The organism is Microcella humidisoli, assembly GCF_024362325.1.
GTDB classification, from domain to species: domain Bacteria; phylum Actinomycetota; class Actinomycetes; order Actinomycetales; family Microbacteriaceae; genus Microcella; species Microcella humidisoli.
Map to the genome: position 1 here is coordinate 394,155 of NZ_CP101497.1, position 24,801 is coordinate 418,955.

Below are 24,801 nucleotides of genomic sequence, written 5' to 3' on the forward strand. Positions count from 1 at the left end.
GCAGGCACACAGGACGAACAACTCTCTTCACCCCCGTCGAGCAGGGGCGACGACCCCCGCGCGAGTCGAGCCCCCCAGTGCTACTGTGACCCCCATGCGAGACCGTCGACTATTGCTCGCGATCACGCTGGCGGTTGCGGCGGTCACTCCGCTCGGCCTCTCCGCTTGCGTGCCTGCAGAAACGCCCGACCTGGGTGCCGCCCGGCAGGAGGCGAACGACTTTCTCGAGGACGCGGTCGACCAGCCCGGAGTGCTCGCGACGACTTCCGGAACGGTCGGGCCAAAAGCCGAGGATGCACCGGACGAAAAAGGGATCACCGTCACCTTCGCCGAGACGGTCGACCTTGACGGTGTCGACGTCATTTGCTTCGGCGGCGGAGAGGCGGTCGCCACGGTTCAGGTGGTCAGCACGTCGGGCGGCAGCTCTCTCTCGATTCCCATTCCGTGCGACGGCGAGACGCACGAGGCGCCTCTTCCCGACGGCACTCGGGGAGTGACCGAGGTGAGCGTGAACGGGTGGCTCGACCGGGGAAGCGTCTCCGTCCTGTTGGCCGTCCTTCGAGGAACCGCTCCGTAGAACCGCGCTACGCGAGCGAGGGCACGACCTCCGCGTCGACCACCGGCATCACGTCGCGCACGATCGCCTCGAGCAGGCGCGCGTTGAACTCGACGCCGAGCTGGTTCGGCACCGTGACGAGCAGCGTGTCGGCGGCCTGCACGGCGGCGTCGCGCGCGAGCTCGGCGGCGATCACGTCGGGCGCCCCGATGTACGAGCGGCCGAAGCGCGAGCGCGAACCGTCGAGAATGCCGACCTGATCGGTCTGCTCAGCCTGCGCCTGCACGCCGAAGTAGTACTGCGTCTCCTCGTCGATGATGGGCAGGATGCTGCGGCTCACCGACACGCGGGGCTCGCGCTTCCATCCGCGAGCGGCCCACGCCGACCGGAACATCGCGATCTGCTCGGCCTGCAGCTCGTCGAACGGCACCCCGGTGTCTTCGGTCAGAAGCGTCGAGCTCATGAGGTTCATGCCCTGCTCGGCCGTCCACACGGCGGTCGCACGAGTGCCGGCGCCCCACCAGATGCGGTCGTACAGCCCGGGCGACTGCGGGGTCACCGGCTGCGGCGTGGAGGTGCCGATGACGCGCGGGTTGCCGGGCGCGAAGCCTTCGCCGTCGATCGCGCGACGGAAGAGGTCGGTGTGCTCGCGGGCCATGTCGGCGTCCGTCTGCCCCTCGGCCGGAATCTGGTCGAAGGAGCGCCAGCCGTCGACGACGGCCTCGGGTGATCCCCGGCTGATGCCGAGCTGCAGCCGGCCGCCGCTGATCAGGTCCGTGGCGCCGGCCTGCTCGGCGAGCGACCACGGGTTCTCGTAGCGCATGTCGATGACGCCGGTGCCGAGCTCGATGCGGCTCGTGCGCGCAGCCGCGGCGGCCATCATCGGGAACGGGTTCGAGTGGTTCTGGGCGAAGTGGTGCACGCGGTAGTAGGCGCCGTCGACGCCGACCTCCTCGGCCGCGACCGCGAGCTCCACGCCCTGCAGCAGCGCCTCGCCGCCCGTGCGGGTGCGCGAGCCGGTCACGCCCATCCAGTTGCCGAACGACAGGAACCCGAGCTTCGTCATGCTCAGGTCAATGCGTGTGAATGCAGAACTATTCCTGCGGGATGCGATCAGCATCCCGAATCCGCCTCTCGGGGCCGGGAATCGTCGCGCCGGGCCGCGTCGTCAGGTACACACCAGCAAGCACGATGAGCCCGCCGATCACCTGCCACACGGTGAGCGCGTCGCCGAGCGCGACCGCGATGATCGCCGTGAAGACGGGCAGCAGGTTGAGGAACACGCCCGTGCGCGAGGGGCCGAGTTGCGTGACGGCGACGTTCCACAGCAGGTAGGCGAGCGCGCTCGGGAACACGATGATGATCGCGAGCCCCCACCAGCCCTCGGCGGAGGGCTGCGCCTGAATGCCCACGAGAGCCATGACGGGCGCGAGCATCACGGCGCTCATGCCGACCTGCACGGTCGTCGCCGTGATCGGCGGGGTCTGGATGCGCCGGCTGATGATGACGTACGCCGTCCACGCGAGAATCGCGCCGAGGATGAGCAGGTCGCCGACCGCGACGCTCACGTCAGAGATGCCGCCCGAGCCGCCGAGCAGCACGACGATGACGACGCCCACGAACGAGATCGCGATGCCGAGCACACCCCCGCGACGGATGCGCTCCCCCAGCACGACGACCGCGGCGAGCGCGATCACGGCCGGGTTGATGGCGCTGATCACACTCGCGTTGACCGGCGACGTGGTGTCGAGCGCGGCGTAGAGCAGCAGGGTGTACCCGACCATGCCCAGCACGGCCTGGACGATGTGGATCCACCACTCCTGCCGGGCGAGCTTCCACTTGTCGAGGCGGTCGCGCTCGATCCACAGGGTGATGGCGAGCAGGATCGGAAACGCGCCCAGCCACCGGAAGAACGTGAGCTCGAGCGGCGTGAACTCGGCGATCACACGGTCGCCGACGACGAAGTTCATCGCCCAGAAGAGCTGGGCGAGCACGGCGGGCGAATAGCGGCGGAGCAGGTGCACGCTCTCAGGCTAGGGCCGCGGCCGGGCGCTCAGGTGCGCGTGACGGCGCGCATCCGCGCGGTGCATCAGGGCGCGGGCGGCGCAACCGAGGGCAGCCCCGGCTCGAGCCCGGGCTCGAGGTCGCCCGCCGGCACGACGCCGTCGAACGGCGTCACCGTGGCGAGGCCGCCCCACTGCTCGTCGGTGGCGAGGAAGACGGCGATGCGGGCACTCGTATCGAGCTGGTCGCCGAACCCGTAGGGGTCGGCCGCGCAGCCGTCGGAGCGCGAGGCGATCTCGATCTCGAGCCCCGCGAAGCGGTCGTCGCTCGCTTCGAGCACCTCGAAGCGGTAGAGCCGCGCGTCGCCGCCGAGCAGGTCGACCGTGCCGACCTGCTCCATCACCTCGCCGACGACGATGAGCTGCGCCGAGGCGGCGAGCGCCTGCTGGTCGTCGAAGGTCACCCAGCTGACGCACTCCTGCTGCTGCGTCAGGAAGGGCAGGGCCGAGCATCCACTGAGCATCATGGCGGCCGCGGCGAGCGCGACCGGGGCCGATCTGCGAGCGCGCCGGGTCATGACCCCACCGTAGTCGGCGGCCCGTGCCACCATCGAGGGGTGCCCCTGAACTTCACCGCGATCGACTTCGAGACCGCCAACAACCACGCGGCCTCGGCCTGCTCGGTGGGGCTCGTGAAGGTGCGCGAGGGCCGCGTGGTCGACCGCGCGAGCTGGCTCATCCGCCCGCCGTTCGGCTTCGACGACATGCTCGAGTGGAACACGCGCATCCACGGCATCACCGCCGCCGACATCGTCGACGCGCCCCTGTGGGCCGGTCAGGTGGATGCTCTTCTCGAGTTCGTCGACGGCGACACCCTCGCCGCCCACAACGCGGGGTTCGACATGGGCGTGCTCGCGGCGGCGCAGCGGGCCAGCGCGCTCGAGGTGCCGAGCCTGTCGTACGTGTGCAGCCTGCGGGTCGCCCGCAAGACCTACCACCTCGACTCGTACCGGCTGCCCGTCGCCGCGATGGCCGCGGGCTTCGAAGACTTCGCCCACCACGACGCCCTCGCCGATGCTGAGGCGTGCGCCGCGATCATCGTGCACGCGGCGAAGCGGCACGACGTGACCGAAGTCGCCGAGCTCGCGCGCGTGTGCGGCACCAGCGTCGGGCGCACTGGCACGGCTGCAGAAGCCGAAGCGGTCGACCGCCGGCCGGCCGCCCTGGCCTAGGTCGCCTCAGGCGCTGCGCACGACCGCGCTGACCGGGGTCGGGTTGGCGAACAGGTCGAGCACGGGGCAGTGGGCGTCGACGACGTCGCGCAGCTGCTGGTAGCGCTCCTCGCTCTCGGAGCCGGTGATCGTGATCGTGAGCCGCACGTCGCTGAAGCCAGCCCGCACGGTCTCGTCGATGCCGAACAGGCGGCGCGCATCCAGATCGGCTTCGGCGTCGATGCGGATGTCGTCGACCTGGATGCCGAGCCCCTGCGCGTAGAGGCGGTAGACGACGATCTGGCACGAGATGAGCGCCCCGAGCGCGTACTCGACGGGGCTGGCCGCGACGTCGTCGCCCGCGAGGGCGCCGGGCTCGTCGACAAGGAAGGTGTGCTTGCCGGCGCGGATGCTCGAGGCGACCGAGCCCTCGCCTTCGCCGCTGACGCGGTAGGTGAGCTGGGCGGTGGTCGGGTCGGCGCCGATGCGCGCGCCCCACGCGGAGCCGGCTTCGATGAGCCGGGCCGCGCGCTCGTCGGCGCTGACCTCGGGAACGGACGGGGAAACGGAGGGTGCGGTGAGAAGCGTCATGCGCCGACGGTACGAGCGGATGCCCGCCCCGTCGACCCCGCCCGTCACACGGCGTCGCGGCGCGTCACGGGGCGTCGCGCGGCGTCACGATCCGCAATGTGCGCGGTGGTGCTCAGCGGTCGCAACCGCCCGACTTGTCGGCGCGCGAGCCCGGCACGCTGAGATCGCGCAAGCCCTTGTAGGCGTACGGGTCCTCCCCCGCGACCATGACGATGTCACGGAAGTCGTACTCGGCGAAGTAGCGGCCCTCGCTGTTCTGCCAGGGCAGCAGCGACTCGGCGCTCATGTAGTGGTTGACGAGGGCGCGCCGATAGCCGTGCTTTCCGCTGTTCTCAAGCGAGCGGTGCAGCAGGTAGCCGTTGAAGAACAGGGCAGCGCCCGCCGGCACCTCGACCGGCACGGCGTCGTCGTCGGTGTAGGGGAACCCGTAGGCCTCGTCGGTGCAGTCGAAGCGCTCGTCGGTCTGCTCGCGGTCGGGGTAGAGCACACCGCGCGCGTGCGAGCCGGGCAGCACCCACAGGCAGCCGTTCTCGGTCGTGGCGTCGTCGAGGGCGATCCACACTCCGGCGAGCGAGCGGTCGCGCGTGGGGATGAAGTGCTCGTCTTGATGCCAGGCCTGGCCCGGCTTGCCCTCGCTCTTGATGAACAGCATCGACTGCATCGCCTTGACGTTCGGGCCGATCACGCGCGTGAGGCCGTCGACGATCCGAGGGTGCCGCATGATCTGCCGGGCGACCTCGCTGATCTTGTGCGGGTGGTGGATGCACAGGTACTGCCGCAGCACGTCGGCGTCGCTCTGCCCGGGGTGAGCATCCAGCGCCTCATCGGAGGGGTTGAGGCCTGCCCGGCAGATGCGCAATGCCTCGGAGTTGACCTCAGCCACCTCGGCCGGGGTGAGGGCGCCGCGCAGCACGGCGAAGCCGTCGCGCGCGTACTGGGCGACGAAGGCCTCGTCGACGGAGTCGTGCATCACCAGAGTCTGAACAGCAGTGGTCATGTCTTAGATCATACCTTTGAGTGCGGGCGCCCGAAAGATGGCGCCCGCACCAAGCGGCAACCGCTAGTTCTGCGGGAACCCCAGGTTGATGCCGCCGTGGCTCGGGTCGAGCCAGCGCGAGGTGATCGCCTTCTCGCGCGTGAAGAACGGGATCGCCTGCGTGCCGTAGGCCTTGGCGTCGCCGAAGAGCGAGTTCTTCCAGCCGCCGAACGAGTAGTAGCCGACGGGAACGGGGATCGGCACGTTGATGCCGACCATGCCCACGGTCACCTCGTTCTGGAAGCGCCGTGCGGCGCCGCCGTCGTTCGTGAAGATCGCCGTGCCGTTGCCGTACTGCGAGCCGTTGATGAGCGCGAGGCCCTCGTCGTAGCTCTTCACGCGCACGACCGAGAGCACGGGGCCGAAGATCTCCTCGGTGTAGACCTTCGAGCTTGTGGGCACCTTGTCGATGAGAGTCGGGCCGAGCCAGAAGCCGTTGGCGTCGCCGTCGACCTCGATGCCGCGGCCGTCGACGACGATGGATGCGCCATCCTGCTCGGCGACCTCGAGGTAGCTCGCCACCTTGTCGCGGTGCTCGCGCGTGATGAGCGGGCCCATGTCGCAGTTGCGCGTGCCGTCGCCGACCTTCAGTCCGCTCATGCGCGCCTGGATCTTCTCGATGAGCGCATCGGCGACGGGCTCGACGGCGACGACGACCGAGATGGCCATGCAGCGCTCGCCGGCCGAGCCGAAGCCCGCGTTGACGGCCGAGTCGGCCACGAGGTCGAGGTCGGCGTCGGGCAGCACGAGCATGTGGTTCTTGGCGCCGCCGAGAGCCTGCACGCGCTTGCCGTGCTTCGAGGCCGTCTCGTAGATGTACTTGGCGATCGGCGTCGAACCCACGAACGAGATGCTCGCGACGTCGGGGTGCTCGAGCAGAGCATCCACGCTCTCCTTATCGCCGTTGACGACGTTGAAGACGCCGTCGGGAAGTCCCGACTCCTTGAACAGCTGCGCCATCCAGATCGCGGCCGACGGGTCTTTCTCCGAGGGCTTGAGCACGACGGTGTTGCCCGCCGCGATCGCGAGGGGGAAGAACCACAGCGGCACCATGGCCGGGAAGTTGAAGGGGCTGATGATGCCCACGACACCGAGCGCCTGCTTGATCGAGTACACGTCGACGCCCGTCGACACGTTCTCGCTGAACTCGCCCTTCATGAGCTGGGGGATGCTGCACGCGAGCTCGACGACCTCGAGGCCGCGCGCGATCTCGCCGCCCGCGTCGCTCAGCACCTTGCCGTGCTCGTTGGTGAGAATCGCCGCGAGCTCGTCCTTGCGCGCGTTGAGGCCCTCCCGGAACGCGAACATGATCTGCTGCCGCTTGGCGATCGAGGTGTTCGACCAGCCGGGGAACGCGGCCTTCGCGGCCTGCACGGCGTGATCGACGTCAGCGGTGGTCGCGAGCGCGACCTGGCGCTGCGCCTCGCCCGTGGCGGGGTTGTAGACGGGGGCGGTGCGGGTTGATGCCCCGGCGAACTCCGCGCCGTTCACCCAGTGCTTGACGACCGACATGTGTGCTCCTTCGTTGGACGAGTCGTGCCCAGTCTGCGCCCCCGATGATCTGCGATCAAGCACCATCGGTGCACAGGTCATGTGCAGAAACGCACAGGCCGGTTCGGGATGCTCGCGCGCGCTCAGCGAGGAGGAGGCAGGAGTTCGTCCCGCCGGTCGGCGACCTCGCGACGCAGGGCATCGCGCACAATCGCGACGGCATCCACCGCGGGGCTGTCGGGCCGCTGCGAGAGCATGAACGGCAGGCGCACGTCGACGGCGCGCGGCAGCACGGGCTCGAGCCCCGCCGAGCCCTCGCCCATGAAGGCGTGCAGCAGGCCGATGCCGGCTCCGGCGCGGGTGGCCTCGAGCTGCGCGAACACGTTCGTCGAGCCGAACCCGAGCCGCATGCCCTCGAGCCCGAGCGTGGCGAGGTCGAGCTCGCGCACGGTGAGCAGGGCATCCACGTAGAAGACGAGGTCGTGCCCTTCGAGGTCGGCGGGCGTGCGAATGGCGGGCCGCGCGGCCAGGTAGCTCGGCGCCGCGTAGAGCCGCAGCGCGTACTCGGTGAGCAGCTCGGCCGTGACGCGCGAGCCCGCGGGCGACCCGACCGTGACGGCGAGGTCGAAGCCCGATCCGCGCAGACTGAGCGGGCGGGTCGAGGTGACCAGTTCGAGGGCGATACCCGGATGCTCGACACGCACCCGCGCGAGCGCCGGGGCCGCGAACAGCGAGCCGAAGCCCTCGGGCGCGGCGACGCGCACGGTGCCCCGCACGGCGTCAGAACCGGATGCTGCCGCCACCACCTGCTCGACGAGCCCCTCGAGCGGTGCCGCGCGCTCGACCACATCGCGCCCGATCGCTGTCAGTTGCCAGCCGTCGGCGCCGCGGTCGAGCAGCCGCGCGCCCAGGGCCGCCTCGAGGCGGTCGAGTCGACGGCGCACGGTCGTGTGGTCGACGCCGAGCAGCGCCGCGGCCGAGACGAGCCGGCCGACGCGCGCGACCGCGAGCAGGTAGCGCAGGTCGTCGGCGCTCACCTCGTGCGGGTCGGGGCCGGTGCTCATGCGCCCAGCGTAGGGCGGCGGGCGTCCGGCTGGCGTCGGGCTGGCGTCGGGCTGGCGTCGGGGGCGACTGGCACACTGGCGGGCATGGACTTCGTGCTCCCCCTCGTGATCGGCCTGCTGATCGGCGCCGTGCTCGGCGCCCTGCTCGGGCTCGTGCTCGCCCGGCGCTCGTCGACCGGCGACGACCCCGCGGTCATCGAGGCGCGGCATCAGACGGCGATCGCCGAGATCCGCGCCGAGGAGGCGCAGCATCGGGCGCAGCTCTCGACCGAGCTCGCCGCGCTGCAGGCGACCGCCGCCGGACTGCGCGAGCAGATCGGTTCGGCGCAGGACCAGTACCGCGAGCTCGTCGAGCGCGTGCGCACCGAGCAGGCGGCGCAGGCCGAGCGCGAGCGCGCCGAGAGCAAGGTGTTGCAGCAGCTCGCCCCCGTGCAGGAGACCCTGCGCTCGATGCAGGCGAAGGTCACCGAGCTCGAGACGCAGCGCAGCCTGCAGCACGGGGAGCTGACCCAGCAGCTCAAGTCGGCGACCGAGGCGGAGGAGCGCCTGCGGGCGACCGCCGAGTCGCTCGCGGGCGCCCTGCGCAGCAACTCGACGCGCGGCGTCTGGGGCGAGACCCAGCTGCGGCGGGTCGTCGAGGCCGCGGGGCTCATCGAGCGGGTCGACTTCGACGTGCAGTGGACGGTGAGCTCCGACGCCGGGGCGGGTCGCCCGGACATGGTCATCCACCTGCCCGGCGGCAAGCACATCCCCGTCGACGCGAAGGTGCCCTTCGACGCGTACCTCGCCGCGAGCCAGATCGCGATCACCGCGACAGGCGAGGAGGGCGACCGCCGCAAGCGCCTGCTGCAGGAGCACGTCAAGGCCGTGCGCGCCCACATCGACGCGCTCGGCTCGAAGGCCTACTGGGCGGGCCTCGGCACCTCGCCCGAGATGGTCATCGCGTTCATCCCGAGCGAGTCGCTCGTGTCGTCGGCCATGGAGGCCGACCCCGCGATCATGGACTACGCGTTCTCGAAGCGCGTCGCCCTCGCGTCGCCCGTCACCCTCTGGTCGGTACTCAAGACCGTCGCGTTCTCGTGGCAGCAAGACGTGCTCACCGCCGATGCGCAAGTGCTGTTCGACCTCAGCCGTGAGCTGTACTCGCGCCTGTCGACCATGGCGGGGCACGTCGAGAAGCTCGGCCGTGCCATCGAGAGCACGATCAAGAACTACAACGGCTTCGTCGGCTCGCTCGAGCGGCAGGTGCTGCCCACGGCGCGCAAGCTGCAGAAACTCGACGAATCGACCGTGCTCGGGCCCCTCGCCGCAATCGAAGACGCCCCGCGCGATCTGACCGCCATGGAGCTCGTCGCCGAGCTCGAGACGGCCCCCGCGGCGCCCGAGCTCGAGTTCAGCACCCTCGACGGCGAACCCGCAGCGGAGTAGCCTGCCCGGCATGCCGACCTACACCTTCGCCTTCGGCGGCTTCGCCGTGCCCGACATCGACGCGGCACGAGCGTTCTACCGCGACTCCCTCGGCCTCACCGTGACCGACGAGATGATGGGGCAGCTCTCGATCGACCTGCCCGGGGGCGGTTGGGTGCTCGTCTACCCCAAACCCGACCACGTTCCCGCCACCTACACCGTGCTCAACCTCGAGGTGGCCGACATCGAGACGGCCGTCGACGAGCTCGTCGCGAGCGGCGTCGAGATGCTGCGGTACGAGGGCTTCGAGCAGGATGCGCGGGGCATCTCCCGCGGCATCGCCGCGAACCAAGGTCCCGACATCGCGTGGTTCGCCGACCCGGCCGGCAACATCATCTCGGTGCTGCAGAACGCCGACTGAGCCGCGGGAGAGGTCGCGGGCGGCGCGGCCCTCGCGAGCATCCGGAGCCCCCGATATGATGAAGCACGTTTCACCATCGTCGGTGGCTCCGCCGACGGTCGACCCTTCGGCGAAAGATCAACGATGACCCAACGCCCCTGGTACACCCACTACGCCGACGACGTCGCGCCCGATCTCGAGACGGTGCCGTTCGAGCATCTGCCCGCGATGATCCGGCACTCCGGTTCGGCCTACTCCGGCACGATCGCGTTCACGCAGTGCATGCCCAACGGCATGAACGGCTCGCTCACCTACGCGCAGGTCGATGCGCTCTCCGACGACTTCGCCGCGTACCTGCGCGACGTCGTCGGACTCGCGCAGGGCGATCGCGTCGCCGTGCAGATGCCGAACTGCCTGGCCTACCCGGTCGTGGCGTTCGGTGTCATGAAGGCGGGCTGCGTGCTCGTCAACACCAACCCGCTCTACACGGCCACCGAGATGGTGCACCAGTTCTCTGACTCGGGTGCGAAGGCGCTCGTCGTGATCGACATGTTCGCCGACCGGCTGCCGGAGGTGCTGCCGAAGACGAGCATCGAGACCGTCGTCACGGTGCGCATCGCCGAGTTCTTCCCGCCCGTCATCGCGGGCGTGATCCGCATGGTGCAGAAGTTCTGGAGCCGCTCGCTGCCGGCCATCACGGTCGAGCACACGGCGTTCCAGGCCGCGCTCAGCGCCGGTCGGGCCGCGAAGTCGGCCGCCGCGCTCACCGGCTACCTCGACGGCGTGGGGGCCGACACGGTCGCCGCGCTGCAGTACACCGGCGGCACGACGGGCGTCTCGAAGGGGGCCATGCTCTCGCACGGCAACCTCGTGTCGAACACGCTGCAGATGGTCCAGATGTGCGGCGGCTATATGCGGCCCGGCCTCGAGACCGTGCTCACGGCCCTGCCGCTGTACCACGTGTTCGCCTTCACGGTGAACCTGCTCGGCTTCTACCGGCTGGGTGCGCGCAACATCCTCGTGCCATCTCCGCGACCGCCGAGCAACCTCAAGCGCGCCTTCGAGAACTACAAGATCACGTGGGTCACGGGCGTCAACACCCTGTTCAACGCCCTCCTCAACGAGCGGTGGTTCCTCGACAGCCCGCCCCGGCACTTGAGCGCCTCCGCTGCCGGCGGCATGGCGCTGCACGAATCGGTCGCCGCGCGCTGGCGCGAGGTCACCGGCACGCCCATCGTCGAGGGCTACGGCCTCACCGAGACCTCACCCGTGCTGAGCTTCAACCCCTTCGGCCCGAATGCCAAAGACGGCACGATCGGCATCCCCGTGCCATCGACCGAGCTGCGCTGCATCGACGAGGCCGGCAACGAGGTCGCCCCCGGCATGCCGGGCGAGATCGCGGCGAAGGGCCCGCAGGTCATGCTCGGCTACTGGCAGCGTCCGGAGGACACCGCGGCGAGCATCGTCGACGGCTGGTTCCGCACCGGTGATGTTGCCGAGATGGATGCCGACGGCTTCTTCACGATCGTCGACCGCAAGAAGGACATGATCCTCGTCAGCGGCTTCAACGTGTACCCCAACGAGATCGAAGAGCGCATCGCCGAGCTGGCGGGCGTGCTCGAGGTCGGCGTCGTCGGCATCCCCGACGACAAGTCGGGCGAGTCCGTGCGGGCCTACATCGTGTCGACGGCGACGCCGCCGACCGAGGCCGAGGTGCTCACACACTGCCGCGAGACCCTCGCCGCCTACAAGGTGCCGAAGTCGGTGCGCTTCGTCGACGAGCTGCCCAAGAGCCCGATCGGCAAGATCCTGCGGCGCGAGCTGCGGGCCGAAGCCGTCACCTCGGCCACCGCGAGTATCGAGACCCAGGGAAGGGAGCTGTCGTGATCACGCCCGCCATCATCGCCACGCAGGCGGTCGTCAACGAGCAGGACGTCGTCACGCCCTTCGAGCAGAACCTGCTCGTCGGGCTCGTCTTCGTCATCATGTTCGGTCTCGGTGCCGGCCTCACGCCGCGCGACTTCAAGCTCGCGCTCAAGCGGCCGTCGGGCCTCATCATCGGCTTCATCACGCAGTTCGGCATCATGCCCGTGCTCGCCTACGTGCTGTGCCTCGTGTTCCTGTTCCAGCTCGCCCCCGAGGTCGCCGTGCCGCTGTCGATCGGCGCCTTGCTCATGGGCGCCGTGCCCGCGGGAACGACGTCGAACATGTTCACGTACTTCTCGAAGGGCAACCTCGCCCTGAGCGTCATGATGACCACCAACTCGACCCTGTGGGCCATCATCATGACGCCGCTCGCGCTCGCGATCTTCGGCAACCTGCTCTTCGCCGGTGAGAACTCCGAGTTCCAGATCCCGATCACGAACATCGTCGTGACGCTCGCGGTGCTGCTCATCCCGGTCGTGCTCGGCATGCTCATCCGCCGCTACAGCGCCAACATCGGCGCCGTGCTCGAGCTCATGGGCGGCTTCTTCGGGCTGTTCTTCATCGTGTTCCTCGTGGCGACGTGGGTGCCGCGCAACTGGGCGCTGCTCACGTCGACGGCGTGGCAGACCTACGTCGTGGCGATCGGGCTCGGACTCTTCGGCATCGCGATCGCCTACGGCATCTCGCGGGCGATCCGGCTGCACCCCGCGAACGCGCGCACGATCGCGCTCGAGACGGGCATCCAGAACGGCCCCCTCGCGATCGCGATCATCCTGCTGACGTTCAGCGGCAACCCCGACATCGGGCTCATCCTCATCGTGCCGGCGCTGTACTCGCTGTTCATCGTGCTCCTCGCGACGGTCGTGACGTTCGTGTTCCGGCGCGCGAACACGGCCGCCGAGCAGAAGATCCCGAACCTGCTGTAGCAACACTCGACGACGGGGGCAGGGCCGCGAGGCTCTGCCCCCGTCGTCGTTCGCGGCTACGCCTCGTCGAGAGCCTGGGCGAACTGCGCCTCGTAGAGCCGCGCGTAGGCGCCGTTCGCCGCGAGCAGCTGGTCGTGCGTGCCCTGCTCGACGATGCGGCCCGCCTCCATGACGAGGATGAGGTCGGCGTCGCGGATGGTCGAGAGGCGGTGCGCGATGACGAAGCTCGTGCGGTCACGGCGGAGGGCCGCCATGGCGTGCTGCACGAGCACCTCGGTGCGCGTGTCGACCGAGCTCGTCGCCTCGTCGAGAATGAGCACGCTCGGTCGCGCGAGGAAGGCGCGCGCGATCGTCAGCAACTGTTTCTCGCCCGCACTCACGTTCGAGCCGTCGTCGTCGAGCACTGTGTCGTAGCCCTCGGGCAGCGCGCCGACGAAGCGGTCGACGTAGGTGGCGCGGGCCGCGTCGAGGATCTCCTCCTCGGTCGCGTCGGGCCGACCGTACGCGATGTTGTCGCGGATCGTCCCGCCGAACAGCCAGGTGTCCTGCAGCACCATGCCCATCCGGGAGCGCAAGTCGTCGCGCGTCATCGCGGCGATGTCGACGCCGTCGAGCGTGATGCGCCCGCCGTCGAGCTCGTAGAACCGCATCATGAGGTTGACGAGCGTGGTCTTGCCCGCCCCGGTCGGCCCGACGATCGCGATCGTCTGGCCGGGCTCGGCGGTGAGCGACAGGCCGTCGATGAGCGGCACGTCGGGGTCGTAGCGGAACGACACGTCCTCGAACACCAGGCGGCCGGTGGCGTCGTCGGGGGTCGCCGCCGGTGACGGGTCGGGGCTCTGCTCGGGCGCATCCATCAGTTCGAAGACGCGCTCGGCGCTCGCGACACCCGACTGCAGCAGGTTCGCCATCGAGCCGAGCTGGCTGAGCGGCTGCGTGAACTGGCGCGAGTACTGGATGAAGGCCTGCACGCCGCCGATCGTCATTGAACCGGTCGTGACGAGCAGGCCGCCGACCACGGCGATGGCGACGTAGACGAGGTTTCCGACGAACATGATGGCCGGCATGATGATGCCGCTCACGAACTGCGCCCCGAAGCTCGCCGTGAACAGCTGCTCGTTCTTCTCGAGGAACCGCTGCTCGACCTCGCGCTGACGGCCGAACACCTTCACGAGCGCGTGGCCCGTGAAGGTCTCCTCGATTTGCGCGTTGAGCTCACCCGTGTGCGCCCACTGCGCCACGAACAGTTTCTGCGAACGCTTCGCGATGACCGCCGTGATGACGAGCGTGAGCGGCACCGTGATGAGCGACACGAGGGCCAGAATCGGCGAGATCACGAACATCATGATGATGACGCCCAGCACGGTCAGCAGCGAGGTCAGCAGCTGGCTCAGGGTCTGCTGCAGGCTCTGCGAGATGTTGTCGACGTCGTTCGTGACGCGGCTGAGCACCTCGCCGCGCTGCACGCGGTCGAAGTAGGTGAGCGGCAGGCGGTTGAGCTTGGCCTGCACCTCCTCACGCAGGCGGTAGACCGTGCGCTGCGTGACGCCGTTGAGCAGGTAGCCCTGCAGCCACGAGAACACCGACGAGAACACGTAGACGAGCAGCACGATGCCGAGCAGCAGCTGCAGCTGGGCAAAGTCGATACCCGCGCCATCACCCGCCTGGCCTGCGCCGTCGCCATTGCCGAACACCCCGTCGACAATGACGTTCGTCGCCATACCGAGCAGCGCAGGGCCCACGACACTCAGCAGCACGCTCAGCACCCCGAGCGCGATCACGACGATCACGAGCGCGCGCTCGGGCGCCAACCGGCCGACGAGCCGCTTCGCCGAGGGGCCGAAGGTCATGGCTTTCTCCGCGGGCATGCCGATGCCGCCGCCCATGGGGCCGCCCATCGGTCCGCGGCGCACGCCCCCGGGAGGGCCGACCGGTCGTGCGGGTGCCGTGCTCATGCGCTCGCCTCCGCTCGCAACTGGCTATTGACGATCTCGGCGTAGGTCTCGTTGCCCGCGAGCAGCTCGGCGTGCGTACCGCGACCCACGACCCGACCCTGGTCGAGCACGATGATCTGGTCGGCGTCTTGCACCGTCGCCACCCGCTGGGCGACGACGATGAGGGTGGCGTCGGCGACCTCGCGACGCAGCGCGGCCCGTAGCCGGGCATCCGTCGCCGTGTCGAGGGCCGAGAACGAATCGTCGAAGACGTAGATCTCGGGGCGCTTCACGAGCGCGCGGGCGATCGCGAGACGCTGCCGCTGGCCGCCCGAGACGGTCGTGCCGCCCTGGGCGATGGGGGCCTCGAGCTGGTCGGGCATCGCGCGCACGAAGTCGGCGGCCTGGGCGATCTCGAGCGCCGTCCACAACTCGTCGTCGGTGGCGTCGGGCTTGCCGAAGCGCAGGTTGCTCGCCACGGTGCCCGAGAACAGGAACGGGCGCTGCGGCACGAGGCCGATGCGGCTCCACAGCAGGTCGGCGTCGAGCTCGCGCACGTCGACGCCGTCAACGAGCACCGCGCCGCCCGTGACGTCGAACAGCCGGGGCAGCAGGCTGATGAGCGTCGTCTTGCCCGAGCCGGTGCTGCCGATGATGGCCGTCATGCGTCCGCGCTCCGCCACGAGGCTCACCCCGTCGAGCACGGGATGCTCCGCCCCCGGATACGCGAACGTCGCGTCGCGCAGCTCGACCCGACCGCTCGCCTCGAGCTGCGTGACGGGGTTCGCCGGCAGCACCACCGAGGAGGGCGTCTCGAGCACTTCGCCGATGCGGTCAGCCGAGACGGCCGCCCGCGGCAGCAGCACGGCGATGAACGTGGCCATGAGCACCGCCATCAAGATCTGGATGAGGTAGGTGAGGAAGGCCGTCAGCGCGCCGACCTGCATGAGCCCCGACTCGATGCGGAACGCGCCGAACCACAGCACGGCCACGCTCGAGACGTTGAGCACGAGCAGCACGATCGGGAACATGAGCGCGAACAGCCGCCCCGAGCGCAGCGCGACATCGGTGACGGCCGCGTTGGCGTCGGCGAAGCGATCGACCTCCTGCTGCTCGCGCACGAACGCGCGCACGACGCGCATGCCGGTCAGCTGCTCGCGCAGCACGCGGTTGACGGTGTCGATGCGCTCTTGCATCACGCGGAACAGCGGCACGGTGCGCACGATGATCGCGCTCACGGCAATGAGCAGCACGGGAATCGCGACGGCCATGATGAGCGAGAGCTCGAGGTCTTGCTGCAGCGCCATGATGACGCCGCCGACGGCGAGGATGGGCGCGCTCACGAGCATCGTGCTCGTCATGAGCACGAGCATCTGCACCTGCTGCACGTCGTTGGTCGTGCGCGTGATGAGCGAGGGCGCGCCGAAGCGGCTCACCTCGCGCTCGGAGAAGCTGCCGACGTGCGCGAACACCGCCCCGCGCAGGTCGCGCCCCAGCGCCATGGCCACGCGCGCGCCGAAGTACACGGCCGTGATGGCGCACGCGATCTGCACGAGCGTGATGGCGAGCATCCCGCCGCCGACCATGAGGATGTAGCCCGTATCGCCTGTGGCGATGCCACGGTCGATGATGGCCGCGTTGAGGGCGGGCAGGAACAGCGAGGCGATCGCCTGCGCGAGCTGGAACACGATCACCGCGGCAATCAACGACCAGTAGGGGCGCAGATATCGCCGAAGGAGAGTCGCGAGCATGGTCTGCCCATTCTTCACCCGCGCGAGCCGTGCGCCCGCCACGAGCGTGCCGCTCTCAGCGAACGGGGCGGCGGGATGCGGCGCTCGAGCTCAGCTATCGAGCCACTTGTTCTCGAGGTGGTCGGCCGTCACCCGGCGGATGGTGCCCGATCGTGAGCGCAGCACGATCGACTCGGTCGTGATGATGCCGCGCTCGCGCCGCACACCGCGCACGAGCTCGCCGTCGGTCACGCCCGTGGCGACGAAGAACGTGTTGTCGCTGCGCACGAGCTCGTCGGCCTCGTAGACGTGGTCGAACTTCAGCCCCGCCGCGGCGCCGCGCGCCCGCTCCTCGTCGCTGCCCGGCGCGAGGCGGCCCTGGATGAAGCCGCCGAGCGCCTTCACCGCACACGCCGTCGCGACCCCTTCGGGGCTGCCGCCCGTGCCCACGCACAGGTCGATGCGCGAGTCGTGGCGGGCCGCGTTGATGCCGCCGGCGACGTCGCCGTCGAGGATGAGCCGTGTGCCGGCGCCCGTCGCGCGGATCTCGGCGATCAGGCCCTCGTGGCGCGGCCGGTCGAGCACGGCGACGCGCATCTCGTCGATCGGCTTCTTCTTGACGGCGGCGAGCGCGCGGATGTTCTCGGCGATCGACTGGCGGATGTCGAGCACGCCGATGCCCTCGTGCCCGGCGACGAGCTTCTCCATGTAGAAGACGCTCGAGGCGTCGAGCATCGTGCCGCGGTCGGCGACGGCGATCATCGAGATCGCGTGGCCTCGGCCGGCCGCCGTGAGCGAGGTGCCGTCGATGGGGTCGACGGCGATGTCGCACGCGGGGCCCTGGCCGTTCCCGACCACCTCGCCGTTGAAGAGCATCGGTGCGTTGTCCTTCTCGCCCTCGCCGATGACCACGAGGCCGCTGAAGTTGACGGTTCCCAGGAACTTGCGCATCGCATCCACCGCCGCCCCATCGGCCGCGAGCTTGTCGCCCTTGCCGATGAACGGCGCCGAGCGGATGGCGGCGGCCTCGGTGGCGCGCACGAGCTCCATCGCGAGGTTGCGGTCGGGGTGGAGGAACAGGGTTCCGGTCTCAGTGGTCACCACGAGGGCGTCCTTTCCGTGGGTGGACGGGCGGAATGCAGGACGCGCCGGGTGGTAGGTCAGCGCTCGACCAGCCTAGCCCTCGGGCCCCGCGGGGTGAGATGCCGCGTCGCTAGACTCGAGGCGCACCCACCCCCACCACATCGCAAGGAGCCGTCATGCCCATCGCCACTCCCGAGCAGTACGCCGAGATGCTCGACAAGGCCAAGAAGGGCGGCTTCGCCTACCCCGCCATCAACGTGTCGTCGTCGTCGACGATCAACGCGGTGCTGCAGGGCCTGAGCGAGGCCGGCTCCGACGGCATCCTGCAGGTCACCACGGGCGGTGCCGACTACTTCGCCGGGCAGACCGTCAAGGCCCGCGCCTCGGGCGCGCTCGCCTTCGCCGCATTCGCGACCGAGGTGGCGAAGAACTACCCCGTCACCGTCGCGCTGCACACCGATCACTGCCCGAAGGACGCGCTCGACGGCTTCGTCATGCCCCTCATCGCCGCGAGCGAGGCCGAGGTCAAGGCCGGTCGCAACCCCATCTTCCAGTCGCACATGTGGGACGGCTCGGCCGTGCCGCTCGCCGAGAACCTCGAGATCGCGCGCGACCTCCTCCCCCGCATGAAGGCCATCCACGCCATCCTCGAGGTCGAGATCGGCGTCGTCGGCGGCGAGGAGGACGGCGTGCAGCACGAGGGCTCGAACGACGCGCTGTACACGACCCTCGGTGACGTGACGGCCGCGGTCGAGGCGCTCGGCCTCGGCGAGCAGGGCCGCTACATGGCCGCCCTCACCTTCGGCAACGTGCACGGCGTCTACAAGCCCGGCAACGTCAAGCTTCGCCCCGAGCTGCTGGCCGAGATCCAGCAGGGCATCCAGGCGAAGTACGGCACGGATGCCCTTCCGCTCGACCTCGTCTTCCACGGTGGTTCCGGCTCGACCGACGACGAGATCTCGACGGCCGTGAAGAACGGCGTCATCAAGATGAACATCGACACCGACACGCAGTACGCCTTCAGCCGCTCGGTCGCCGACTCGGTGCTGAAGAACTACGACGGGTTCCTCAAGGTCGACGGCGAAATGGGCAACAAGAAGGTCTACGACCCGCGCGCCTGGGGCAAGACCGCCGAGACGGCCATGGCGAAGCGCGTCGTCGAGGCCACGCAGCAGCTCGGCTCGGCGGGCCACTCGGGCCGCTAGGCCTCGAGCCGCTCGCCCACGCAACCACCGCGCCCGGGGGGGCCTGTCGCTACCGTGCGACCGGCCCTCCGGGCGTTCCCGGTTCGGGCGTGCGCTGCACCCGGGAACCGCCGCGCGACCCTGCCGCGACCTCGAACTCCACAGCCGTCACCGGGCCGGTGCGCCACCGCAGGTTGTCGACCGTCGACTGCAGGTTGACGTAGTACGGAGCCAAGAAGGTCTCACGGCGGCCTTCGGCCATCGTGCTCAGGATGCGCAGGGCGACGGCGATGGCTCCGTGATCGGTGCGACGCAGCTGGATGCGCGCGGAGCCGAGCGGCGACTCGATGTCGCCGAGCAGCGCGTCGAGCAGGGCCCGCATCGCCGTGCGCTGAGCAAGGTCGAGCCGCTCGGCCAGGCGATCGGGGTCGTCGACCGTGACGGCCCGACCGTCGGCGACGCGCTCGATCCAGGTGCGATCGACGACGCCAGCCAGCTCCGACCGCAGTCGCTCCGCGATGGCCGCCGCACGAGCGGTGTCGCCCGCCGTCACGCTGCCGCGCTCGAGCACGGCGGTGAGGAAGGACACCGCAGGGGCGATTCGCTCAGAGGTCGCCCGGTCGACCGAGGCGACGAGCTCATCAGTCGGTGCCAGTGTTCCGGGCACGTCGAGCGGCCGTTCGCTCCAGCGGGTGAGCGACATCGTGATGGTGCGGATCATGACGACGCCGCCGACCACGCCGACGACGATGGGGAACAGCGTGATCACGGCAATGGCGAACGGCGGCCACGCCGTCTCGTCGGGGACGACCAGCAGCACGATCGTGACCGCCCCGACGCCAAGCAGCACCGCCCCGAACAGCACGAGCCGCAGCGCTGACGTGTAGGGCGCGAGCGACAGCAGCAGTAGCGAGGCTGACAACGGCGCCCACCAGAGCTGGATCGCGAAGGCCTCGCCGAGATACCCCGCTGCCGAGACGACGAGCGCCGCCGACGTGAGCACCACAGCGACGAGGGCGCGAGCGATCGTCATGCCGCCGAAGCGCGGTCGGGTCGCGATGTGCACCCAGAGCAGGGCGACGGTTGCGAGCCCGAGCGCCGCGACCTGAACAAGGGGCCGCGATCCGGCCTGCCCCGACGGGCCGAGCACGATGATGCCGTGCACGAGCGACAGCGCCGCCGCCGCGAGCGGCAGGTTCGGGGTCGTGAACCAGCTCAGGGGGTCGGCATCCCACGGGCTGCGGAGCCACGACGTCGTGATCATGACTCCCCTCCTGGCACCGGCACGGTCATCATGATCGTGGTGCCCTCTGGCCCGGACCAGACCCGCACCGACCCCCCGACCTGCTCGATGCGCTCGTTGATCGACATGCGCAGGCCCAAGCGGTCCTCGGCGACCTCGGTGGGTGCGAAACCGTGGCCATCGTCGACGATGAGCACTGTGAGGGCGCCACCGCGCACGCCCGCGACAAGCTCGGCACGGTCGGTGCCCGCGTGTCGCACGACGTTGTCGAGCGCAGCCCGTGCCGCTCCGAGCACGGCGTGGCGCGTGGCCCCCGGAACCTCGTCGCTGATGAGCTCGGCACCGCTCACGTCGACGCGCAACCCGCTCCACTGGTACTCGGCGGCGAGCTCGAGCAGGGCATCCCCGAGCACGCTTCCCGCGGCAGGCGCCGTCGAGGGCTCGGCGACGGTCGAGTCGGCCACGATCCGCAGGTGCTCGGTGAGCACCTCACGCGCCCGGGGCGTGAGCGGGCCAGGAGACCGGGAGATGAGCGCGAGATCAGCGAGCACCGTGTCGTGCACGATTCCCGCAGCGCGATGCTCGAGAGCGCGTCGACGATCAGCGCCGAGCACCTCGTCGGCGACGCGCGAGAGCGACCGGAACTGCCGATCGGACTGTCGTTGCGCGAGCGCCAACGTCGCGTAGGTGACGAACGAGATCGCGAAGATGATCACCGGACCCGTGCCCGATGGCCCTGAGCTGCCAGCGAGCATGAGGCCGAGCTGCAAGCTGAGTTCGGCGACGATGTACGCGGCGCTGCTCCACAGCACTCCGCTCAGCGCGCGGCCCGAGACCGCACCGACGAGGCACACAGCCGTGGCGACGCGGTTGAGCAGGTATGGTCCCGCGTCAGCCGCCGCAGGATCGGCGGCGAGCAGCAGCACGGGTGCCGCGACAGCGAGCACAGCCCCGCCGGCGATGTAGCCGACGGCCGTGAGGCGGCCCGGGCGCCACAGCAGCAGGAGGGCGAGCAGGCCCATGCCCAGGTAGGGCGCCACCACCAGCGGAGCCTGCGCGACCAGCCCGCGCGCGGCGAGCACGTCGACGACGACGGCGCCGGCCAGAAAGGCGCCCGTCGCCGCGATGACCCGTTGCGCTGTCGCGAGCCCGCGCACGGTGATGCGCGCCGCGACCGACCGGGGCAGCGCGACGGCAGTCATGACGGCTCGCTGTCGACGTCGAACGAGACGACCAGCGACTCGCCGCTGCGCCACTCGATGCGCCGCACAACGGACTTCACGGTCAGATAGTACGGCGCGAGCACGGCGGTGCGGCGCCCTTCCGGCAGGGCGAGTCCGACGGTGACCGCGACGGCCACGGCGTCATCGTCGGCAGGTGCCAGATCGAGTCGGGCGCCGAACACGCCCGCCTCCGGGTCGTCGAAGAGCCCGTCGACGAGGGCGATGATCGCGGCGCGCTGATCGACCGTGATCGTGTCAGCCAACCGGTATGGGTCGGTCACATAGACCGGTCGCCCCGCCACGTGCGCCGCGAGCCAGCTCTGGTCACCCCGTGCCACGAGCGACCGCCGCATGCCCTCGGCGAGACGAGCGGCCAGCCGACGGTCGCGATCGTGCAGCGTCGCCGCGTGCTCGACGCGCTCGAGGAACGGCACGACGGCCGTCGAGAACCGCCCCCCTGTGATGCGATCGATGACCGCAACCGCTGGTTCCACGAAGTCGTCGGCCGGTGCGTCATCCGCCGCACCACGCCGCCAGCCCTGCACGGCGGTCACGAGCGTGCGATTGAGCGCGATGCCGCCGATGACCGCGAACACGGGCGTCGAGGTGATGACGACGATGTCGGCGACGGGCAGCGCACTGCCGCGCGACACCGCGACGAAAGCGGCCGATGCGGCGGTTGCCGCGACCACGACGAGCGCCCCCGGCACGAAGATGCGGCCGGCCACGAAAGGGCTCGTCGCCATGACGACCAGCGCCGCGCACACCGGCGCCCACCACAGTTCGAGGGCGAACCGGGGGTCGGCGGGCGACGGCAGCAGGGCATCCACGAGGGGGAAGACCGCCTGCCGGTCGACGAGGGCGAGCGCCGACATCATGACGGCGAGCGAGGCGAGTCCGAAGATGAGCGCGGCGCGGCGCGCGCGGAAGCGGCCCCGCGACGGCAGGGCTCCGCGGTGGATCGCGTAGGCCGCGAACGTCATCACGATCACGGCGAGGAACTGGAACGCGGGGCGATAGCCCCCCTGCCCCCCGACGACCACGGCCGTGAGCCCGAAGAGCGCGACCACGAGGGTCACCCAACTGCTCACGAGCGACGACGTGAGCCAGCTGAGCGTGTCGATGTCGATCGACGATCGACGCCACCAGCTGAGCGCATCGAGGCGGCGCGGGGGCAGGGCGCTCACGACGACTCCTCCCCCGCGGCGACCGGCACCGAGAGCATGACCGTCGTGCCGGTGGCGTTCGACCACACGCGGGCCGCGCCGCCGACGCGGGCAAGCCGGCCGTGGATCGACTCGCGCACCCCGAGCCGATCGTCGGGCACCTGGGCGACGTCGAAGCCGCGGCCAGCATCGACCACGAGCACCGTGAGCGCCTGCGCCGTCCGGCCCACGGTGACCTCGGCCCGGTCGATGCCCGCATGCCGCAGCACGTTCTCGAGAGCCGCCGTCATGGCCGCGAGCACGGCCTCAGCGGCAGCAGTGCTGACACCTGCCGAGCTCGTGAGCGCCTCCGCACCGCTGAGGTCGACCCGCAAGCCGCGCCAGCGCAGATCGTCGACGATCGCCAGCATGCGCGCCGCGAGCGAGCCCTCGGCGGCCGCCGCGCTCACCACGCCGACGGAGGTGGCGCTCGCGCCGGCGACCGCATCGAGGTCGCGCCGGATGCCCTGCCGCACTCGATCGTCGAGTCGCGAGTCGGTCCGCTCGAGCAGGGTGAGCGAGGCGAGCACGGTGTCGTGCACGAGCGCCGCGGCCGCCCGCTCCCGTTGCCGCGCGGCGTTCTGGCGGCGCGACACGAGCGCAGCATCCGGCAGCTCGGGAACCCGATCGCGGCGACGTCGCCCGCCGACGGCGACGACGGCGTAGGCGATCGTCATGATGACCGCGTCGACGAGGCGGTCGGGCGAGAGCTCGAGCGGCCTGCCCGCGATGGCATGTCCCGCCGCGAGCGCCGCGGTGCCCGCGACAAGGCCCACGATCACCCAGAGCGCCCCGTCGGCGGCGCGCGGGCGCACGGCGCCGATGAACATGAGCGCCCACGCGAGCGCCTCGACGAGGAAGAGCCCCCGCGACTGCTCGGGCGTGTACGACTGCAGCATCGTCGCGACGAAGCCGGAGCCGGCCACGAGCCCGACCGCCACCGTCATCAGGGCGGTGGCGACGCTCGGCCGCAGCACGAGCACGACCGCGGCCGTGAACGCCGGGGCCCACCAGAGAACGAGCGAGCCGAGCGTCGCCGTGTCCCCCGACCGCACCGCCACCTCGACCATGAGGGCGAGGGCGAGCAGCAGCGAGACCGGCCCGATGACGCGCTGCGCCGTCGCCAGACCGCGCACGAGTGCGCGTGCCGTGACCTCCCGCGGCGGCGGCGCAGGCCGCGCCAGGGGTGGGGCGGTCGCGCTCATGGCGGGGCGTCGATCAGTCTCGGATGCGCCCGCCGAGCGCGCGCTCGTCGACGTTGCCCTGCGCATCGCGCCGCAGCTCTTTCGGCAGCGAGAACTGCAGGTCTTCCTCCGCCGTCTTGACCTCGGAGACCGCGTCGAAGCCGGCATCGCGCAGGTCGGCGAGCACCTGCTCGACGAGCACCTCGGGCACGCTCGCGCCGCTCGTCACGCCGACGGTCGCGACGCCCTCGAACCACTCCTGCTTGATTTCGCTCGCGTAGTCGACGCGGTAGGCGGCCTTGGCCCCGTACTCGAGCGCGACCTCGACGAGGCGAACACTGTTCGAGCTGTTGGCCGACCCGACGACGATGACGAGATCGGTCTCGGGCGCGACCTTCTTGATCGCGACCTGGCGGTTCTGGGTGGCGTAGCAGATGTCGTCGCTCGGCGGGTCTTGCAGGTGCGGGAACCGGGCGCGCAGGCGCCGCACGGTCTCCATCGTCTCGTCGACGCTCAGCGTGGTCTGCGAGAGCCAGATGAGCTCGTCGGCCTCGGGCACCTCGATCGTGTCGGCCTCTTCGGGCGTGCCGATGAGGATCATGCGCTCGGGCGCGTGGCCCATCGTGCCCTCGACCTCTTCGTGACCCGCGTGACCGATGAGAAGGATGCGGTAGTCCTGCTTCGCGAACCGCACGGCTTCTCGGTGCACCTTCGTCACGAGCGGGCACGTGGCGTCGATGGCGAGCAGGTCGCGGTCGGCGGCGCCCTGCACGACGGCGGGGCTCACACCGTGCGCCGAGAAGACGATGTGCGAGCCCGGCGGAACCTCTTCGACCTCATCGACGAAGATCGCGCCCTGCTTCTCGAGCTCGCTCACGACGTGCACGTTGTGCACGATCTGCTTGCGCACGTAGACCGGGGCGCCGTACTGCTCGAGCGCCTTCTCGACGGCGATCACCGCGCGGTCGACGCCGGCGCAGTAGCCGCGCGGAGCGGCGAGCAGGACGCGCTTCGGGCGGTCGACCTCGACCGGCCGCAGCCGCTCGCGCCGCTGCGGGATAACGGGGGCGGTCAGAGTCGTGCCCAGGGCGCCGTTCGAGATCGTGCTCACGTGCTCAGTCTACGAGGGGTGTCTGCGGGGAGCCTGCTCATCCCTGCAACACCAGCAACGACTGAGCGGCGCGAGGCTTCTGGCTGACGGCCAGAATGTGATCGACCAATCAGCGCCGGTCTATCGAACCTTCATCCACCATTGCAACAAACCACTCGACCGTCATCGAACGGTCCTCTGGATCTCCATCGGCTTCGAGCACGCACAGCAACGCCCGTGCAAACCTGCCTTCAGAATTCCCAAGATCGGTGCCTTTGGGCCAACTGGCGTCAACGTACTCCCAGACTTGTTGC

The 24,801-nt window shown here is 70.2% G+C and carries 22 protein-coding genes; 7 read left to right on the top strand and 15 right to left on the bottom strand.

The genetic code is table 11. The features are described 5' to 3' along the window. Positions 1 to 112: 112 nt before the first annotated feature. Positions 113 to 577: a hypothetical protein gene (locus NNL39_RS01875; RefSeq protein WP_255160016.1), complete on the top strand. Its 465-nt coding sequence runs from the start codon at positions 113 to 115 to the stop codon at positions 575 to 577. Positions 578 to 584: 7 nt separating this feature from the next. Here the strand turns inward: NNL39_RS01875 and NNL39_RS01880 are convergent, their stop codons facing one another. The 3 genes from NNL39_RS01880 to NNL39_RS01890 all read right to left on the bottom strand — a co-directional run bounded on the left by NNL39_RS01880 (position 585) and on the right by NNL39_RS01890 (position 3,137). Further along, positions 585 to 1,622: an LLM class flavin-dependent oxidoreductase gene (locus NNL39_RS01880; RefSeq protein ID WP_255160017.1), complete on the bottom strand. Its 1,038-nt coding sequence runs from the start codon at positions 1,620 to 1,622 to the stop codon at positions 585 to 587. 28 nt (positions 1,623 to 1,650) lie between these two features. Beyond that, positions 1,651 to 2,580, bottom strand: a complete 930-nt coding sequence (locus NNL39_RS01885) for a DMT family transporter (protein WP_255160018.1) — start codon at positions 2,578 to 2,580, stop codon at positions 1,651 to 1,653. A gap of 65 nt (positions 2,581 to 2,645) precedes the next feature. Next, positions 2,646 to 3,137, bottom strand: a complete 492-nt coding sequence (locus NNL39_RS01890) for a hypothetical protein (RefSeq protein WP_255160019.1) — start codon at positions 3,135 to 3,137, stop codon at positions 2,646 to 2,648. A gap of 39 nt (positions 3,138 to 3,176) precedes the next feature. Here NNL39_RS01890 and NNL39_RS01895 point away from each other — a divergent pair, with 39 nt between their 5' ends. Further along, a complete protein-coding gene (locus NNL39_RS01895; RefSeq protein WP_255160020.1) occupies positions 3,177 to 3,791 on the top strand; it encodes an exonuclease domain-containing protein in 615 nt (204 codons plus the stop codon). Positions 3,792 to 3,797: 6 nt separating this feature from the next. Here the strand turns inward: NNL39_RS01895 and NNL39_RS01900 are convergent, their stop codons facing one another. The 4 genes from NNL39_RS01900 to NNL39_RS01915 form a co-directional block, all read right to left on the bottom strand. Next, complete coding sequence (locus NNL39_RS01900) at positions 3,798 to 4,361, bottom strand: OsmC family protein (protein WP_255160021.1); 564 nt, start codon at positions 4,359 to 4,361, stop codon at positions 3,798 to 3,800. Positions 4,362 to 4,473: 112 nt separating this feature from the next. Further along, positions 4,474 to 5,358: a phytanoyl-CoA dioxygenase family protein gene (locus tag NNL39_RS01905; RefSeq protein WP_255160022.1), complete on the bottom strand. Its 885-nt coding sequence runs from the start codon at positions 5,356 to 5,358 to the stop codon at positions 4,474 to 4,476. Positions 5,359 to 5,421: 63 nt separating this feature from the next. Next, positions 5,422 to 6,909 (bottom strand): CoA-acylating methylmalonate-semialdehyde dehydrogenase, encoded by a 1,488-nt coding sequence (locus tag NNL39_RS01910; RefSeq protein WP_255160023.1) that lies wholly within the window; start codon positions 6,907 to 6,909, stop codon positions 5,422 to 5,424. 122 nt (positions 6,910 to 7,031) lie between these two features. Next, on the bottom strand, positions 7,032 to 7,952 hold the full coding sequence (locus tag NNL39_RS01915; protein WP_255160024.1) for a LysR family transcriptional regulator: 921 nt from the start codon (positions 7,950 to 7,952) through the stop codon (positions 7,032 to 7,034). Positions 7,953 to 8,036: 84 nt separating this feature from the next. Here NNL39_RS01915 and rmuC point away from each other — a divergent pair, with 84 nt between their 5' ends. The 4 genes from rmuC (at position 8,037) to NNL39_RS01935 (ending at position 12,611) form a co-directional block, all read left to right on the top strand. Next, a complete protein-coding gene (rmuC, locus tag NNL39_RS01920) occupies positions 8,037 to 9,380 on the top strand; it encodes a DNA recombination protein RmuC (protein WP_255160025.1) in 1,344 nt (447 codons plus the stop codon). A 10-nt stretch (positions 9,381 to 9,390) separates the two neighbouring features. Next, entirely contained in the window at positions 9,391 to 9,780 is a 390-nt protein-coding gene (locus NNL39_RS01925) for a VOC family protein (protein ID WP_255160026.1), read from the top strand. A 123-nt stretch (positions 9,781 to 9,903) separates the two neighbouring features. Then, positions 9,904 to 11,646: an AMP-binding protein gene (locus NNL39_RS01930; protein ID WP_255160027.1), complete on the top strand. Its 1,743-nt coding sequence runs from the start codon at positions 9,904 to 9,906 to the stop codon at positions 11,644 to 11,646. Beyond that, positions 11,643 to 12,611, top strand: a complete 969-nt coding sequence (locus tag NNL39_RS01935) for a bile acid:sodium symporter family protein (protein WP_255160028.1) — start codon at positions 11,643 to 11,645, stop codon at positions 12,609 to 12,611. Before NNL39_RS01930 ends, NNL39_RS01935 begins: the two co-directional genes overlap by 4 nt. A 56-nt stretch (positions 12,612 to 12,667) precedes the next feature. On the opposite strand, the gene NNL39_RS01940 is transcribed toward NNL39_RS01935, so the two are convergent. The 3 genes from NNL39_RS01940 to glpX all read right to left on the bottom strand — a co-directional run bounded on the left by NNL39_RS01940 (position 12,668) and on the right by glpX (position 17,325). Then, positions 12,668 to 14,566, bottom strand: a complete 1,899-nt coding sequence (locus tag NNL39_RS01940) for an ABC transporter ATP-binding protein (protein WP_255160029.1) — start codon at positions 14,564 to 14,566, stop codon at positions 12,668 to 12,670. Next, positions 14,563 to 16,296 carry an ABC transporter ATP-binding protein gene (locus tag NNL39_RS01945; RefSeq protein WP_255160030.1) on the bottom strand — a complete coding sequence of 578 codons (1,734 nt, stop codon included), beginning with the start codon at positions 16,294 to 16,296 and terminating at the stop codon, positions 14,563 to 14,565. The genes NNL39_RS01940 and NNL39_RS01945 overlap by 4 nt, the downstream gene beginning before the upstream one ends. A gap of 90 nt (positions 16,297 to 16,386) precedes the next feature. Further along, entirely contained in the window at positions 16,387 to 17,325 is a 939-nt protein-coding gene (gene glpX / locus NNL39_RS01950; protein WP_255160863.1) for a class II fructose-bisphosphatase, read from the bottom strand. 209 nt (positions 17,326 to 17,534) lie between these two features. On the opposite strand from glpX, the gene fbaA reads away from it, so the two are divergent. Next, positions 17,535 to 18,563 (top strand): class II fructose-bisphosphate aldolase, encoded by a 1,029-nt coding sequence (fbaA, locus tag NNL39_RS01955; RefSeq protein WP_255160031.1) that lies wholly within the window; start codon positions 17,535 to 17,537, stop codon positions 18,561 to 18,563. Positions 18,564 to 18,612: 49 nt separating this feature from the next. On the opposite strand, the gene NNL39_RS01960 is transcribed toward fbaA, so the two are convergent. From NNL39_RS01960 to NNL39_RS01980, 5 genes are read right to left on the bottom strand one after another with little or no spacing between them, the layout of a single operon-like run. After that, positions 18,613 to 19,806 (bottom strand): hypothetical protein, encoded by a 1,194-nt coding sequence (locus NNL39_RS01960; RefSeq protein ID WP_255160032.1) that lies wholly within the window; start codon positions 19,804 to 19,806, stop codon positions 18,613 to 18,615. After that, positions 19,803 to 20,987, bottom strand: a complete 1,185-nt coding sequence (locus NNL39_RS01965) for a sensor histidine kinase (RefSeq protein ID WP_255160033.1) — start codon at positions 20,985 to 20,987, stop codon at positions 19,803 to 19,805. Before NNL39_RS01965 ends, NNL39_RS01960 begins: the two co-directional genes overlap by 4 nt. After that, positions 20,984 to 22,195 carry a hypothetical protein gene (locus NNL39_RS01970; protein ID WP_255160034.1) on the bottom strand — a complete coding sequence of 404 codons (1,212 nt, stop codon included), beginning with the start codon at positions 22,193 to 22,195 and terminating at the stop codon, positions 20,984 to 20,986. Before NNL39_RS01970 ends, NNL39_RS01965 begins: the two co-directional genes overlap by 4 nt. Then, positions 22,192 to 23,418 (bottom strand): sensor histidine kinase, encoded by a 1,227-nt coding sequence (locus NNL39_RS01975; RefSeq protein ID WP_255160035.1) that lies wholly within the window; start codon positions 23,416 to 23,418, stop codon positions 22,192 to 22,194. Before NNL39_RS01975 ends, NNL39_RS01970 begins: the two co-directional genes overlap by 4 nt. Before the next feature lie 13 nt (positions 23,419 to 23,431). Further along, on the bottom strand, positions 23,432 to 24,472 hold the full coding sequence (locus NNL39_RS01980; protein ID WP_407665160.1) for a 4-hydroxy-3-methylbut-2-enyl diphosphate reductase: 1,041 nt from the start codon (positions 24,470 to 24,472) through the stop codon (positions 23,432 to 23,434). Positions 24,473 to 24,801: the final 329 nt, after the last annotated feature.

Excerpts from the sequence above, each read along its gene's own strand:
- NNL39_RS01880 (WP_255160017.1), bottom strand. The coding sequence starts at position 1,622 with ATGACGAAGCTCGGGTTCCTGTCGTTCGGCAACTGGATGGGCGTGACC.
- NNL39_RS01890 (WP_255160019.1), bottom strand. The coding sequence starts at position 3,137 with ATGACCCGGCGCGCTCGCAGATCGGCCCCGGTCGCGCTCGCCGCGGCC.
- NNL39_RS01900 (WP_255160021.1), bottom strand. The coding sequence starts at position 4,361 with ATGACGCTTCTCACCGCACCCTCCGTTTCCCCGTCCGTTCCCGAGGTC.
- NNL39_RS01905 (WP_255160022.1), bottom strand. The coding sequence starts at position 5,358 with ATGACCACTGCTGTTCAGACTCTGGTGATGCACGACTCCGTCGACGAG.
- NNL39_RS01910 (WP_255160023.1), bottom strand. The coding sequence starts at position 6,909 with ATGTCGGTCGTCAAGCACTGGGTGAACGGCGCGGAGTTCGCCGGGGCA.
- NNL39_RS01915 (WP_255160024.1), bottom strand. The coding sequence starts at position 7,952 with ATGAGCACCGGCCCCGACCCGCACGAGGTGAGCGCCGACGACCTGCGC.
- rmuC (WP_255160025.1), top strand. The coding sequence starts at position 8,037 with ATGGACTTCGTGCTCCCCCTCGTGATCGGCCTGCTGATCGGCGCCGTG.
- NNL39_RS01925 (WP_255160026.1), top strand. The coding sequence starts at position 9,391 with ATGCCGACCTACACCTTCGCCTTCGGCGGCTTCGCCGTGCCCGACATC.
- NNL39_RS01930 (WP_255160027.1), top strand. The coding sequence starts at position 9,904 with ATGACCCAACGCCCCTGGTACACCCACTACGCCGACGACGTCGCGCCC.
- NNL39_RS01940 (WP_255160029.1), bottom strand. The coding sequence starts at position 14,566 with ATGAGCACGGCACCCGCACGACCGGTCGGCCCTCCCGGGGGCGTGCGC.
- NNL39_RS01945 (WP_255160030.1), bottom strand. The coding sequence starts at position 16,296 with ATGCTCGCGACTCTCCTTCGGCGATATCTGCGCCCCTACTGGTCGTTG.
- glpX (WP_255160863.1), bottom strand. The coding sequence starts at position 17,325 with ATGGAGCTCGTGCGCGCCACCGAGGCCGCCGCCATCCGCTCGGCGCCG.
- fbaA (WP_255160031.1), top strand. The coding sequence starts at position 17,535 with ATGCCCATCGCCACTCCCGAGCAGTACGCCGAGATGCTCGACAAGGCC.
- NNL39_RS01960 (WP_255160032.1), bottom strand. The coding sequence starts at position 19,806 with ATGATCACGACGTCGTGGCTCCGCAGCCCGTGGGATGCCGACCCCCTG.
- NNL39_RS01965 (WP_255160033.1), bottom strand. The coding sequence starts at position 20,987 with ATGACTGCCGTCGCGCTGCCCCGGTCGGTCGCGGCGCGCATCACCGTG.
- NNL39_RS01975 (WP_255160035.1), bottom strand. The coding sequence starts at position 23,418 with ATGAGCGCGACCGCCCCACCCCTGGCGCGGCCTGCGCCGCCGCCGCGG.